This window comes from Candidatus Enterococcus murrayae, assembly GCF_017315985.1.
Lineage (GTDB): Bacteria > Bacillota > Bacilli > Lactobacillales > Enterococcaceae > Enterococcus_A > Enterococcus_A murrayae.
Genome location: NZ_JAFLVR010000014.1, coordinates 1 through 13,576, shown reverse-complemented (window position 1 = coordinate 13,576; position 13,576 = coordinate 1). Strand labels below are relative to the sequence as shown.

The 13,576-nt window shown below is 39.5% G+C and carries 15 protein-coding genes; 11 read left to right on the top strand and 4 right to left on the bottom strand.

What is annotated here, in order from left to right; all coding sequences use genetic code 11:
- The 3 genes from JZO85_RS06765 to JZO85_RS06755 form a co-directional block, all read right to left on the bottom strand.
- Positions 1-195: hypothetical protein (locus JZO85_RS06765; protein ID WP_207107748.1), on the bottom strand; the 195-nt coding region annotated here is incomplete at its 3' end.
- A gap of 51 nt (positions 196-246) precedes the next feature.
- Entirely contained in the window at positions 247-561 is a 315-nt protein-coding gene (locus JZO85_RS06760) for a DsrE family protein (RefSeq protein WP_207107747.1), read from the bottom strand.
- A gap of 9 nt (positions 562-570) precedes the next feature.
- Positions 571-831: a metal-sensitive transcriptional regulator gene (locus tag JZO85_RS06755; RefSeq protein ID WP_207107746.1), complete on the bottom strand. Its 261-nt coding sequence runs from the start codon at positions 829-831 to the stop codon at positions 571-573.
- A 177-nt stretch (positions 832-1,008) separates the two neighbouring features.
- Between JZO85_RS06755 and JZO85_RS06750 the strand changes: the two genes are divergently transcribed.
- The 9 genes from JZO85_RS06750 (at position 1,009) to JZO85_RS06710 (ending at position 8,897) form a co-directional block, all read left to right on the top strand.
- Positions 1,009-1,320 (top strand): rhodanese-like domain-containing protein, encoded by a 312-nt coding sequence (locus JZO85_RS06750; protein ID WP_207107745.1) that lies wholly within the window; start codon positions 1,009-1,011, stop codon positions 1,318-1,320.
- Between the two features lies 1 nt (position 1,321).
- Positions 1,322-2,971, top strand: coding sequence for an FAD-dependent oxidoreductase (locus tag JZO85_RS06745; RefSeq protein ID WP_207107744.1), 1,650 nt, complete (start codon positions 1,322-1,324; stop codon positions 2,969-2,971).
- Positions 2,964-3,263: a rhodanese-like domain-containing protein gene (locus tag JZO85_RS06740; protein WP_207107743.1), complete on the top strand. Its 300-nt coding sequence runs from the start codon at positions 2,964-2,966 to the stop codon at positions 3,261-3,263. Before JZO85_RS06745 ends, JZO85_RS06740 begins: the two co-directional genes overlap by 8 nt.
- A gap of 189 nt (positions 3,264-3,452) precedes the next feature.
- Positions 3,453-4,136, top strand: a complete 684-nt coding sequence (gene deoC, locus JZO85_RS06735; protein WP_207107742.1) for a deoxyribose-phosphate aldolase — start codon at positions 3,453-3,455, stop codon at positions 4,134-4,136.
- Complete coding sequence (locus tag JZO85_RS06730; RefSeq protein ID WP_207107741.1) at positions 4,136-4,582, top strand: PTS sugar transporter subunit IIA; 447 nt, start codon at positions 4,136-4,138, stop codon at positions 4,580-4,582. Before deoC ends, JZO85_RS06730 begins: the two co-directional genes overlap by 1 nt.
- A gap of 15 nt (positions 4,583-4,597) precedes the next feature.
- The gene (locus JZO85_RS06725; protein WP_207107740.1) at positions 4,598-5,974 is read left to right on the top strand and encodes a PTS fructose transporter subunit IIC; all 1,377 of its coding nucleotides are present in this window, start codon (positions 4,598-4,600) and stop codon (positions 5,972-5,974) included.
- Positions 5,975-5,982: 8 nt separating this feature from the next.
- Positions 5,983-7,005, top strand: coding sequence for a Gfo/Idh/MocA family oxidoreductase (locus JZO85_RS06720; protein WP_207107739.1), 1,023 nt, complete (start codon positions 5,983-5,985; stop codon positions 7,003-7,005).
- Positions 7,006-8,052, top strand: coding sequence for an alcohol dehydrogenase catalytic domain-containing protein (locus JZO85_RS06715; RefSeq protein ID WP_207107738.1), 1,047 nt, complete (start codon positions 7,006-7,008; stop codon positions 8,050-8,052).
- A 68-nt stretch (positions 8,053-8,120) separates the two neighbouring features.
- Complete coding sequence (locus JZO85_RS06710) at positions 8,121-8,897, top strand: DeoR/GlpR family DNA-binding transcription regulator (protein ID WP_207107737.1); 777 nt, start codon at positions 8,121-8,123, stop codon at positions 8,895-8,897.
- Positions 8,898-8,944: 47 nt separating this feature from the next.
- On the opposite strand, the gene JZO85_RS06705 is transcribed toward JZO85_RS06710, so the two are convergent.
- Positions 8,945-9,856 (bottom strand): UbiA family prenyltransferase, encoded by a 912-nt coding sequence (locus JZO85_RS06705; RefSeq protein ID WP_207107736.1) that lies wholly within the window; start codon positions 9,854-9,856, stop codon positions 8,945-8,947.
- A gap of 346 nt (positions 9,857-10,202) precedes the next feature.
- On the opposite strand from JZO85_RS06705, the gene JZO85_RS06700 reads away from it, so the two are divergent.
- Both JZO85_RS06700 and JZO85_RS06695 read left to right on the top strand, forming a co-directional pair.
- Positions 10,203-11,516: an NCS2 family permease gene (locus JZO85_RS06700; RefSeq protein WP_207107735.1), complete on the top strand. Its 1,314-nt coding sequence runs from the start codon at positions 10,203-10,205 to the stop codon at positions 11,514-11,516.
- 428 nt (positions 11,517-11,944) lie between these two features.
- Positions 11,945-12,649: a helix-turn-helix domain-containing protein gene (locus JZO85_RS06695; protein ID WP_207107734.1), complete on the top strand. Its 705-nt coding sequence runs from the start codon at positions 11,945-11,947 to the stop codon at positions 12,647-12,649.
- The last annotated feature ends 927 nt before the right edge of the window (positions 12,650-13,576 follow it).

The window sequence follows — 13,576 nt, the reverse complement described above, 5'->3', positions numbered from 1 at the left end:
CAGTTTAGTTGACAAACCCTCAATAGAAACGATCTCTGCTTCGATTGCATTTAGAAACTCCATGATTTCCTGCTTCTCTTCTTCAGAATGAATGTCTCTCGTATTGATTTTTTCGAAATTTTCTTGGATCGTTTTCAAATTAATCAAGCTACCTGTGACATGCATCTTCTTATTGATATTTTCAATCGTATTCAAACTTATACTCCCTTCCCTGAGCAGCTTAACGTGATCATAGATAGCCAGAGGTCATGGTTTGATATACGCATAACCTTCAGATTGCAGTTTGATCAAATCTAAAACACCAGCAGGAACGACAACGACATTCCCCGGCAGCTGCTCTGCTGCGATCTTGTTTGCTCTCATTGCATTGTTGCAGGCGTGAAAGGAAATACCTTCAGTCGCAATAAATGCTTGGTTTTCCGGAGCAAGATACCCATTGATCGCTTTCCCATTAATTAAAATAATAATAGCTATTTTATGGGGCTCTTTCAATAAGTTTTTGACATTATTGGCTGCTTCCGACCATTTTTCTAGTTCATCAACATGGAAAACGACTTTCATTATTACACCTTATTTCTTAATGATCATATTGATTGCTTGCTCTAACTTTTGTGCTTGTTCTTCAGGGTTTTGATCCGGATGTTCAAAGCAATTCTTTAGATTTTCAGCGACGATCATGCCCATTACACGATCAATGCTGGAACGTACAGCACTCAGCTGTGTAATGATATCAATACATTCCTTCTCATCATCGATCATTTTTTGCACTCCACGAATTTGTCCCTCAGTTCGTTTTAAACGGTTGAGAATCTTTTTTTCCTCTATCTCCATTTTGATCAACTTCCTTTTTTACATTATTTAAGAAGAATATACCTATCTAGGGTATGATTCGTCAAGTAGATCGTTTTTTGGTGATTTTACTGAGTAAACAGAATGATTGACAGTATTCGATTGTTTATGATTAAAATACCCTATGAGGTATATAAAGAGAAATAAGGAGTGCATCGAATGTTTAAACTATTTCAAAAGACCCCAGTGATTTCAACAAAGGATTTGGCTGATAAGCTCGAACAATCAATCACACTATTAGATGTTCGAACCCCCGAAGAATACCGTAGAGGGCATATTGCTAAAGCAGTCAACTACCCTCTAAATAAAATTAATCGTTATCAGGGGAAGGAAAAGGAAGTTTACGTGATCTGCCAGTCAGGAATGCGCAGTAAGCAAGCAGCAAAGATATTAAAGCAAAAGGGTTATGAGGCCACCAATGTTCAAGGCGGAATGAATCGTTGGCAAGGGCCAACTAGAGGAGGAAAGTAGCATGAAAATTATTATTGTTGGCGGTGTTGCTGGTGGGATGTCGGCGGCTACACGATTACGCCGTTTAGTGGAAGATGCAGAGATCGTGGTATTGGAAAAGGGACCGTTTGTCTCGTTTGCCAATTGCGGCCTGCCTTATTATGTTTCTGGAGAAATTGCAGACCGAGAGTCTCTTTTAGTTCAAACACCGGAATCACTAAAAGGCCGTTTCAACTTGGATGTTCGTCCTTTCCATGAGGTTACAAGTATTTCGCCAGAGAATAAAACTGTGACTATTAAGAATGAGCAGGGAAGCTTTGAAGAAGGCTACGATAAATTGATCTTGTCACCAGGCGCGAAACCATTGATTCCAGAAATGGCTGGATTAGCTGAGGCAGCCAATGTCTATAGTTTGCGGAATGTCCCTGATTTGGATCAAATCATGCTGGCTCTGGAAAAGCAGCCTGCGAAGGCAACAGTAATCGGTGCGGGCTTTATTGGGCTTGAAATGGCAGAAAATCTGAAGTCGCGCGGGTTAGAGGTCACAGTTATTGAAAAAGCCCCGCATGTTTTACCGCCGCTAGATGAAGAAATGGCTGCTTTTGTACAAAATGAGTTGATCCAAAAGGGGATTCGCGTAATCACTGGCGAATCTGCTCAAAGTTTCAGTGAGCGAGGCCAGAAGATTTTACTGACTAACGGTGAGGAAGTAATTTCGGATTTAACGATTCTTTCTGTCGGTGTTCGACCAGAAAATACATTAGCCAAACAAGCGGGGATAGAAGTTGGCTTAGGTGGAGGTATCTTGGTTGATGAGAACTACCAAACAAGTGCAGCGGATATTTTTGCAGTGGGTGACGCTATCGTGGTCAAGCAGCAAGTCAGTGGAAGCGATGCGTTGATTTCCCTTGCTTCACCGGCAAATCGTCAAGGACGTCAAGTGGCAGACATCATTGCTGGATTAAAACGGACAAATCGCGGAAGTATTGGAACGGCGATCGTTCGCGTGTTCGATCTTGCCGCTGCAGCGACTGGGTTGAGCGAACGAGCAGTGAAGCAATTGGGAGTAGATTATCAAGTGGTCCATGTTTCTGGAAAAGACCACGCTGGCTACTATCCTGGTGCAAGTGATCTGACCTTGAAATTAGTGTTTGAGCCAAAAACTGGAAAAATTTACGGCGCTCAAGGTGTCGGAGCTAATGGAATTGATAAACGTATCGATATTTTAGCAACAGCTATTAAGGGTGGATTAACGATTTTTGATTTGCCTGAGTTAGAATTTACGTATGCTCCGCCATTTGGTTCTGCAAAAGATCCAGTCAATATGCTAGGCTATGCAGCAATCAATCTGTCGGAGGGAATCAGTGATTCGATCCAATGGTACGATTTGAAGGAAGAACAGAAAAAAGGCAGTCAGCTGCTAGATGTTCGAAATCCAGAAGAGCTGGCCAATGGTCGTTTTCCAGATGCCATCAACATCCCTTTGAATCAATTACGGGATAGAGTATCTGAGTTGGATCCAGCGAAAAATTATATCGTCAGCTGCCATAGTGGATTACGCAGCTATGTAGCTGAGCGTTTGCTAAAACAACATGGTATGAAGGTGAAAAATTTGGATGGCGCATTTGCCTTGTACAAAACGGTGAGACCGGAGGATTTGATTTATGACTAGTTCGATTGCGATGAAGGATTTTTATCCTTTAACAAAGCAAGAAGATTTGGCGATTATTGATGTTCGTGAAGCTTATGAATATCAAATGGGACATGTTCCTGACGCGAAAAACGTGCCATTAAGCACTCTAGGAGACAGTGTAGCTGAGCTTGAACTTGACAAAGAGTACTATTTGATTTGTCAATCTGGAGCTCGTTCTGAAAATGCATGTGCCTTTTTAAGTGGACAGGGCTATAGAATCACCAATATTTTAGGTGGGACATCAGCTTGGCCGGGGACTTTGACCCGTTGATTTTCATTTGCTTTTAAAATAATAAAGGAGACACCAGTTCGTTTTAGCTGAACTGGTGTTTTTTTACGTAATGTAATGACCTAAAGCAAGATAAGTTCTTTTGTTTTTGGTTTTTATCTTTTATGTATTGACAAAATGAAAGTAAATGATAATATAAAAGTGTGAATAAAAACAAAAAGGAGTAAACGAATGATTAAATTAAAAGATTTGGCGAATATGGTCGATCATACCCTATTGAAGGCTGATGCGACCAAATCGGGGTTTGAACAGCTATGTAAAGAAGCAAATGATTTCGGATTTAAAATGGTAGCAATTAATTCTTATCCAGTAGCGTTGTGTCGAGATTTCTTGAAAGACAGTGAAGTGCATGTAGGAGCAGCAATTGGGTTTCCGTTAGGGCAAACGACGATTGAAGCAAAAGTGTTTGAAGTGAAGGACGCGATTAAAAATGGAGCAGATGAAATCGACTATGTTATCAATATCGGGAAATTGAAAGAAGGAGATATTGAGTATATTCGAGAAGAAATGCAAGCAATTGTGAATGCAGCTCATGAGGGCGGAATTATTAGTAAAGTTATTTTAGAAAATTGCTATTTGACAGATGAAGAAAAAGTTGCTGTTTGTGAAATCGCGAAGGAGGTAAAACCTGATTTTGTTAAAACATCAACAGGATTTGGCACAGGCGGTGCGACGGTAGAAGACGTGGCATTGATGAAGAAAGTCGTAGGCGATGAAGTAAAAGTGAAGGCTGCTGGTGGTATTCGTGATTTGGCTACAGCATTAAAGATGGTTGAAGCAGGGGCTGAACGTTTAGGAACAAGCTCAGGTATCAAAATTGTAGAAGAGTATAAAAAATTACAAGGAGCAGGATAATGACAGAGATTCGTGATGTATTGAAGCCAGCATTTATTGATTTTGATTTAAAAGCGACAGACAAACAAGCTGCAATCAGTGAACTTGCCCACACCTTTATACGCAAAGGTGTTGTAACAAATGATAGCGTTTACTTGGAGGCTGTGGCGAAGCGGGAGGAGGAAAGCACAACGGGGATTGGTTTTGGCGTAGCAATTCCTCATGGGAAAAGTGCAGCTGTCACTGAGCCTTCACTTGCGTTTGGTCGCAGTCATGTAGGAATTCAGTATGACTCTATGGATGGCAAGCCTGTTCATTTGATGTTCCTAATTGCTGTACCAGAAACATCAAACGATGAACACCTGAGAATTCTTAGCAAATTATCTCGTAAATTGATGCATGAGGATGTCCGTCAAAAGTTAATGACTGTCACTGATGTAGAAGAAATCTATCAGATTTTTGAATAGGGAAGGGTGAAAAAAATGAAAATTGTGGGAATTACTTCTTGTTCAACTGGGATCGCACACACCTATATGGCAGCTGAGAATTTAGAGATTGCGGCCAAAAAACGCAATATTGAAATTAAAGTAGAAACACAGGGATCAATTGGTTCGGAAAATGTTCTAACGGAACAAGAGATCGCCGAGGCGGATGCAGTTATTATCGCAGCGAGCACTTCAGTAAATAAGGATCGATTTAATGGAAAACGTTTGTTGGAAGTGGATGTTACTGAGGCGATCGATCATCCAGATGATTTATTTGATCGTGCTCCAAATGCAGCGATATATTCGACTGCGACAGAAGTTAAGTCAGAAGCTAAAGCAGAGAAAAGCGGGATTTATAGTCATTTGATGACCGGCGTTTCTTACATGATTCCTTTTGTTGTAGCGGGAGGGATTTGTATAGCGTTAGCTTTTGCGTTCGGTGGGATTAATGCCAAAGGTGAGCTAGCTTCAGCAATCAATGAACTAGGTGGGATTGCGATGGGCTTGATGTGGCCGATCTTAGGCGGTTACGTCGCTTTCTCGATTGCAGATCGACCAGGGCTCGTTCCAGGAATGGTCGCAGGGATGATTGCTTCATCAATGAATGCAGGATTCTTAGGCGCTTTACTAGGCGGTTTTTTAGCGGGCTATACCGTTCATTGGTTGAAAAAAGTATTGAAATTACCGTCAGCCTTTTCGGGTTTACTGCCTGTTTTGATTCTGCCAGTCGTTTCGGTTTTATTTGTTGGTCTTGTAATGAAATTTATCGTGGGTATTCCCATCACGGCATTAAACGAGGGTATCACAAATTGGCTGAATAGTTTATCCGGTATGAACTCTGTATTGCTTGGCTTGCTTTTAGGCGGAATGATGGCGATTGATTTGGCAGGTCCGATAGGGAAAGCGGCATACTTCTTCGGGGTTGCCTCATTGACCAACCTAGGTGCAGGAGAAACAAGTATGGTAATGGCGGCAGTAATGGTTTCCGGGATGGTACCGCCGTTAGCGATGGCTTTGTCATCAACGGTACTGGGGAAAAATTTATACAGCAAGGAAGAACGGGAAGCAGGAAAATCTGCTTGGGTCTTAGGACTATCCTTCATTTCTGAAGGAGCGATTCCTTTTGCAGCGGCCGATCCGCTTCGCGTGTTGGCATCAGTCACGGTCGGTTCAGCGATTACTGGAGCGCTATCGATGATCTTCAAGTGCGGGATCGCGGTTCCTCATGGCGGCTTCTTTGTCTTCTTGATCCCAGGAGCAGTAGAAAATGTCTTGCTATATGTTTTAGCGCTAGCGATCGGGACAGCGGTCAGTGGATTTTTAGTGACAGCAGTAAAGGTATTTTCACAGAAGAAACAAGCAGCTAAGGAGTAATGATTGGCATGACAGAATTGATTAGAATTTGTTTGATAGGGACCGGCAGGGCAGGAATGATTCATGGGAAAAATTTCGCCCGCCGAATTGAAAATGCTAAGTTAATCGCTTTATGTGATCCGTCAAAAGAAAGCTTGGAATTGGCCCAAAGGGAAGTGGACTGTCAATACATTTATGAAGATTATCAGGAGGCTTTGCAAAATCCTGAGATCGATGCAGTCGTAATCGTCACACCAACGGCCTACCACAAAGAGATCGCGCTGGCCGCCGCCGCTGCTAAAAAGCATATTCTTTGTGAAAAACCGTTGGCGATGGATGAAACAGAATGTTTGGAGATGATCAAAGCTGCAGAAGAAAATCAGGTAAAGCTGCAGGTTGGCTTTATGCGCCGCTTTGATGCCAGTTTCCAAGAAGCAAAGAAAGTCGTGGATTCTGGAGCGATTGGGGAAGTCGTACTGGTAAAATCATTGACTCATGGTCCAAGTGAGCCTAAACCATGGATGTTTGATATTCATAAGAGTAATGGGCCGATCGGCGAGGTAAATAGTCATGATCTAGATACCTTGCGGTGGCTAACCGGTAGTGAAGTGAGCAGCATCTATGCGAATGGCGGTAATTATCGTTCGCCTGAAGTAAGGGATGAGTTTCCTGAATATTACGATACGGTAGCGATGAATTTGAAATTTACGGATGGCAAGCTTGGGCTGATCGATGGTGCTCAGTATGTTCAATACGGCTATGACGCACGTATGGAGATTCTTGGAACAAAAGGCAGTATTTTAGTTGGAGATCAAGGAAAGCACAATATTGTGGTCGCTACTAGCAATCAACAATTGACGCAGCCAACGATGCATAGCTGGATGTATTTGTTTAGAGAAGCCTATGTAGCTGAAGATCAAGCATTTATTGATTGTATATTGAATGATACGACGCCACAGTGCACCGGCTATGATGGTTTGATGTCGGTCCGGTTAGTCAATGCAGGATTGATCTCTCTTCTGGAAAATAGAATTGTTGAGGTGGAAGGATAAATGAAAGCAATCCAATTATTAGGTAAAGAAAAGATTCAATTAAGGGAAGTGGCAAAACCTGAAATAACTGAAAAGGAAGTACTGGTCAAAGTCAAAGCGGCTTCAATATGCGGGACAGATGTTCGAATGTATAAGAATGGTTATCCGACAGCAAGTGAAGGAACACCTTTAACATTGGGACATGAAATCTCTGGCGACATCGTCGAAGTAGGATCGGCGGTTGATTTTTATAAAGAAGGAATGCGAGTAGCAATCGCTCCGAATATGGGGTGCGGAATTTGTGACCAATGTGTTAGTGGAAACACACATTTATGTGAAATTTATGAAGCCTTTGGTATCAATTTACCGGGTGGTTTTGCAGAATACTTAGTAATTCCGGAGAAAGCCGTTCGCCAAGGAAACATATCCTTGATTCCTGATGAATTGTCTTATGAAGAAGCGGCACTGATTGAACCTTTCAGCTGTGTGTTTAATGGTCAAGAAATTGCTGGAAATAAACCGGGAGATAATGTCTTGATAATTGGCTCAGGACCAATCGGGATCATGCACGCTATGCTGGCTAGGGCAAGAGGTGCTGGCAAAGTCATGATGAATGATTTGTCAGAAGCTCGTTTGGCAGATGCTAAGCAAATGATTCCCGATTTGATTCCATTGACTTCGAAAGATCTAAAGGAAAAAATTTTTACTGAAACAAATAATAAGGGTGTGGATCTATGCATCATTGCTGCACCAGCCCCACAAGCACAAGAAGCAAGCTTCAACTATATGGCGATGAATGGCCGTTGTCTTTTCTTTGGTGGATTGCCGAAAGAAAAAGAAGAGGTTAAATTGAACACCAATATCCTTCATTATAAGCAATTAAGGGTCTTCGGCTGTACTCGTGCTAGTCTGAAAGGGTATCGACTGTCGGCGCAACTGGTTGCCAGCGGTAGAATTCCATTAAAAGAGCTGATTACTAAACGTTACTCAATTGATGACTTTGGTGAGGCTTTGGAAAATGCCAAGAATGCTGTTGGATTAAAAAATGTGATTGTTTTTAGCGAATAATTTTAGTTTGATTGCTTACATTTTCAGTTTCTTTTATAATGAAACAAAACACAAAAAGGTGATAAAAGATGGATGATCAATTGTATGCAGAAGAGAGAAAACAATCAATCGTTAATATAGTCAATGAAAAAAATCGAATGCAGGTTGCAGAACTTGCGGATATTTTCAAGGTAACCGGCTCAACGATCCGAAATGATCTGCGGGAACTTGAGAATGAAGGATTGGTGACACGTACGCACGGCGGAGTTATTAAGCGTGATTTTCAGCGCAGTGTGGAAATAATACCTAAGAGCCGCGAGTTTACGACTGAAAAATATCGCATCGCCGAAAGAGCGGTCCGATTGATTGAAGAAAATGACATCTTGGCGATTGATACGGGAACTTCTTGCCGTGCTTTTGCTGAAAAATTGATCAATAGTTCTTTGAAGCGTTTGACCATTTTGACTTATGACTTGGAAATCGCCTTATTATTGAGCGAAAAGACGAATTATCAGGTGCATGTCATTGGCGGTGCGATTCGCAACGGTTATCCATATGTGTCAGGAAGCTCTGTTGCGCTTGGGTTAGTTGGTTTTTCCGTGGATAAAGTCATTTTAGGAACTACCTCTTTCGATAAGGAATACGGATATTCGACGCCTAATTATGAAACGGCAGAAATGAAGAAAAGTTTACTCAACATTAGCCGGATTAAAATCGTATTATGTGAGTCCGACAAAATCAATCAGCGCAGCTTTAAACAGTTTGCGAAACCTGATGAATGTGATTATTTGATTACAGACTCACATATTACAAGAGAACAGCAGACGGATTTTGATACGTTGAATATCAATTTTTTGATCGTATAAAACAAAGCCTGTTTAATTTCCTCAAAGGAAGTTAAGCAGGCTTTTTCTTATGCGAAAAATGCTCCGATAAAATAAAGGATGGGATAAAGAACCATGATTACAGACATGGCTTTTAGCACGATTGGGAAAGTTGTTTTCTTATCTTGAAGCGCACGATATTTTTTGAGACTTTGCCAATTTTTAGGAAATAGGAAGATTAAAAACAGCACGGTCCAAGGTGCCAAACCAGAAATAACCAGAACGAATAGCCAGACAAAGCTGAAAACATAAACATTTGATAAGACCTTGACCGCTAATGGCTTGCCTAAATAATAAACCAGTGTCTTCCGATGATTTTCGATATCCTCTTCCAAATCACACGTATTATTCGCCAGTAAATTATTGAACATCATCAATACTAGCGGCAAGCTGATCAAGAAAACTTTACCGATCATAGCTAAGGTAATGACATGCGTTTGATAGATAGCGAGATAATAGCTCACAACCGGAATAAAGAATCCGCTGGCGGTACCTGTTAAAGCTTCTGCGATTGGCAGGCTGTTCAACGGTCGCCGGCCGTAGGAGTAAAATAAGCCGATGTAAAAGCCGATCACTCCTAAAACACCAATCACCCAATTCGTTCGCCATACCAACAGCAATCCTAATAGGAAGGAGATCCCCAAATTAGATAAGTAGAAATTCCTTACAAAGTGCAAATCTAAATGATCGCGCCCAATGATATTCGTTTGTTGTTTATAATTTTCATCAGAAGCATTTCGATAGTCCATATAATGGTTAAAAATATTTACTGTGACATGGAACATCACGATGATTAAAACAAATAGAAAAAGGTCCGGTCCGGGCAGACTGTTAAACTGGAATTTCGCAATGGCATATCCCAGTAAAATAATAAAAAGATTTAATGGTGCAGTATAGATCTCAGATAATTCCCAAAATTGTTTAAAGGTTAGTTGTTTCAAAATAATTCTCCTTTTAATGTGTTCATTCTTACTATAGATACTCTTCTCATTTCTTTACAGATAAGGCATGAGTTTTCCCGCGAGTAACATTCGACAAAAAATCACCTTAGTGGCAACCAGGCAGTCCTTCTCAAAAATAGCGAGGATTGGGGGATTTGTCCAATAGTTTGTTTAGTTTAAGAGAAAGGGCTGCTATAAAAAATAGTGGGATTTTAGTTAATGTTCGGGTTTAGATGCAGCTACACATTATTGTTTACTTATTTTCTTGTTTATTATATGATTATCCTCGTTGTTTGAAAAAACATGCTATTATTTTACGAACAATTTAGATTGTAGGGGGAGCACTATGAGAGGGAAAATAAATGCCTATTTTGAACTTGAGAAATTAAACACCACTGTAAGAAGAGAGATTCTGGCGGGCTTCACCACCTTTATTTCGATGGCTTATATACTATTTGTCAATCCCAGTGTGTTAGGCGCTTCAGGAATGAATGAAGGTGCTGTATTTACTGCGACTGCTTTAGCAAGTGCACTAGGCTGTATTTTAATGGGAGTACTTGCTCGTTATCCGATTGCGACCGCACCGGCTTTAGGGATAAATGCCTTTTTTGCTTATTCTGTTTGTATCGGTATGGGAATTCGATGGGAAACGGCTTTAGCTGGAGTATTTGTTGCTTCATTGATATTCATTTTGATCACTATTTTCAAATTGCGGGAAATGATTATTGATGCGATTCCAGCGGATTTAAAATTTGCTATCTCTGGGGGGATCGGTTTATTCATCGCTTTTCTAGGACTGAGCGAGGGCGGCATCATCGTTGCCAATAAATCAACGCTTGTTGGGTTAGGTTCGCTGAGTGTCGGAACGACTTGGCTAACGGTTTTTGGCTTGATTGTGACAGCGATTCTGATGGTACGCCGAGTTCCTGGCGGTATTTTTATCGGTATGGTTGCAACAACTTTGTTGGGCTTAGCAACTGGGTTGATCCATGCACCCACTCAAATTATTTCTGCAGCTCCTAGCTTGAAGTCAACATTCCTAGTTGCATTAAACCATGTAAAAGATATCAATACGATCCAGCTTTGGGTCGTTGTCTTGACCTTCTTATTAGTCACTTTTTTTGATACTGCAGGAACCTTAGTTGGTTTAGCTAATCAAGCAGGTTTCATGAAAGATAATAAAATGCCGCGTGTAGGTAAAGCTTTGGCTTCGGATTCTACGGCTATGCTGGCTGGTTCGTTATTAGGAACATCCCCGGTAGGAGCATATGTGGAATCTTCTGCTGGAATTGCTGTCGGTGGTCGTTCAGGTTTGACTGCAATAACGACAGGTGTATTCTTTATCTTTGGTTTATTTTTCTCACCATTGTTGTCTGTCGTTACATCACAGGTGACAGCACCAGCATTGATTATTGTGGGGGTACTAATGGCTCAATCTCTGCGCCAAATCAAATGGGATCAACTAGAGATTGCAATTCCGTCATTTTTGATTTTGATTGGGATGCCATTAACCTACAGTATTTCCGATGGGATCGCGCTGGGCTTCATTTTCTATCCAATCACGATGATTGCTGCTAAACGTGGCAAAGAAGTTTCTCCAATCATGTATGGGTTGTTCTTTGTCTTTATCGGATTTATGTGGATATTAAATGTAAAATAAAACGATTGCTCATTTCGATTCATTTGAAATGGGCAATTTTTTTTTATTTTTTCGTTGTTTAAAAAAATTATTTTAATGTCCTGAATCGTTGCGTAAAGATTTAAATGATGTGTTGACAAAGTGTTTTCTCTATTTTGCACGCTCGTTAAACGGCATTAATGGCTATTTATAGGATTTAATGGTTGTTATTTTAGCCATAAAAGGCAGCTGCCTATGTTTTTATTATATAAAATTAAAAATTGACCTAAAATTAACTGTATAATATAATTAAACCATATAATTATTTTTTTGTTTTGCCACAATTAATGATATTTCCAATTAATTTCCGCTGTTTATTAAGTGATCAGATCCATTCGAGGTTAATGGGGCACTGTTAGTTAGAAAAAAGCTTTTAGTTGGAGTATGTAATTTTAAGGAGGATGTAAGGTATGCAATTATTACTTTTGACCAAGGTTCCATTATACGAAGAAAATTTTGAACGACAATTAAAACAGTTAGGAAATGAAGTTTATTGTTCTAGCAGCTTGATGACAAAACTAAGTAGAAATTCCTTCGACAAGAGTTTCTTTACTCAGTTTGAAGGGATTATTTTCAGTGAGACACTTTATGATATCGATGTGTCTGAAGTAATCAAGCTTTTACCTCAAGGAAATATGAAAGTTTTCCGTCGAACAATTGGGGGCGGTTATGATGAACCAAATGCGTCTCTTTTTGATGCATGTATTCCAGTAAATTCTGATTTAGAAAGATTACGCGAAATTTTATTGATCGCTGAGTTGTCAAACTTTGCAACAAAAGATGCGGTTCATGTTCAGCAGGTGACGGTCAAACAAAAATTGTCAGAATTGAATTTGAAGCTGAAGCAAAAAGAAATTGTTTATTATTTGATCCAAGCAGGAGATCGCACGGTGCCTCGAGAAGAAATCAGTCGCCAGATTTGGGAGAAGGAGCCAACTAAATCGGTTTTAGCGAGTCTTTCAAAAGTTGTTTCAAAAGTAAATGAAAAGTTGGAGAATAATTTTGGAGATGAAGCGATCCAGACCGTTTGGGGACAAGGATATCGCTTAAACAAAACTTTTTTCGAGTACTTAGAAAATGATTTTGTTGAAAAACAAGATTTCATCATTCATTAATAGCCAGTAGATATATTCTAACAGTATCTATAGAAATCAAAGCGATTTTCGTTTCTACATTAGGAAACGAAAATCGCTTTTTTGCTCATAAAGGAAGTATAAAATTTTCAAATGAATAAGTAGCTTTGCAGCAGGACTATCCATGTCCGGCTTCACGAACTAGCTTTATCGGCAATAAGCTGAGCGAGTTCGCGAAGTCTTTTTTGTCTTGGCATAGATCGATAGGAAGAGGTCAATGACTTTAAGAGAACGGCTTATATTAATGCACTAATTATAGTCAGAATAATACAAATAATACATCTTGGATAATGGAAAATGACTTTTTTTATGGCTATTTGAAGTGGATTAAGGTGATGTCAGAACCTCTTATATAACAATGAGAGAATAATTATTATCAAGTAATTCAAGAACTTTGAATGAGATAAAATAGCATGAATCAGCTATTTATCGACTTAAAATGACAGGCTATATTTTTATTATATTGGAATAATTTTTGTAGATTAGAATAAATACAAAAGGTGTTGAAAAGAGATCAATCTGAAAAATAACTAACCTAATAGAAAAAGGACGATTCATCATTTGTATAAAAACCAACCGATTTGTATAAATATTTATTTATTATATTTTTTGGTTTTGAGCACGTTATTATTTTCTCTCGATAAATAGATTAAAAATGTGAGGATGATTTTGATCATTCAGGAAGGGGATTTTACTTTTAACCGTCTGAAAATAGAACGGCATTTTCTTCTAACATTAAAAGTAACGAGTTGATTATCTCCAGATAATTATTATTATGTAGCTATTTTTATTGAAGTTTTTGACCGACTAAGATTTTGCTTGGAAACAATTTTTAGAAATGTGGAAATGGTTAAAAATTTCGTTATGCAAAAATCATTTTAAAAAAAAGGTTTGTATAAAAGTTAATAT

What these genes read in the sequence shown, in the direction of transcription:
- JZO85_RS06720 (WP_207107739.1), top strand. Translation starts at nt 5,983, where the DNA reads ATGACAGAATTGATTAGAATTTGTTTGATAGGGACCGGCAGGGCAGGA.
- JZO85_RS06695 (WP_207107734.1), top strand. Translation starts at nt 11,945, where the DNA reads ATGCAATTATTACTTTTGACCAAGGTTCCATTATACGAAGAAAATTTT.
- JZO85_RS06755 (WP_207107746.1), bottom strand. Translation starts at nt 831, where the DNA reads ATGGAGATAGAGGAAAAAAAGATTCTCAACCGTTTAAAACGAACTGAG.
- JZO85_RS06750 (WP_207107745.1), top strand. Translation starts at nt 1,009, where the DNA reads ATGTTTAAACTATTTCAAAAGACCCCAGTGATTTCAACAAAGGATTTG.
- JZO85_RS06715 (WP_207107738.1), top strand. Translation starts at nt 7,006, where the DNA reads ATGAAAGCAATCCAATTATTAGGTAAAGAAAAGATTCAATTAAGGGAA.
- deoC (WP_207107742.1), top strand. Translation starts at nt 3,453, where the DNA reads ATGATTAAATTAAAAGATTTGGCGAATATGGTCGATCATACCCTATTG.
- JZO85_RS06730 (WP_207107741.1), top strand. Translation starts at nt 4,136, where the DNA reads ATGACAGAGATTCGTGATGTATTGAAGCCAGCATTTATTGATTTTGAT.
- JZO85_RS06745 (WP_207107744.1), top strand. Translation starts at nt 1,322, where the DNA reads ATGAAAATTATTATTGTTGGCGGTGTTGCTGGTGGGATGTCGGCGGCT.
- JZO85_RS06710 (WP_207107737.1), top strand. Translation starts at nt 8,121, where the DNA reads ATGGATGATCAATTGTATGCAGAAGAGAGAAAACAATCAATCGTTAAT.
- JZO85_RS06760 (WP_207107747.1), bottom strand. Translation starts at nt 561, where the DNA reads ATGAAAGTCGTTTTCCATGTTGATGAACTAGAAAAATGGTCGGAAGCA.
- JZO85_RS06700 (WP_207107735.1), top strand. Translation starts at nt 10,203, where the DNA reads ATGAGAGGGAAAATAAATGCCTATTTTGAACTTGAGAAATTAAACACC.
- JZO85_RS06725 (WP_207107740.1), top strand. Translation starts at nt 4,598, where the DNA reads ATGAAAATTGTGGGAATTACTTCTTGTTCAACTGGGATCGCACACACC.
- JZO85_RS06740 (WP_207107743.1), top strand. Translation starts at nt 2,964, where the DNA reads ATGACTAGTTCGATTGCGATGAAGGATTTTTATCCTTTAACAAAGCAA.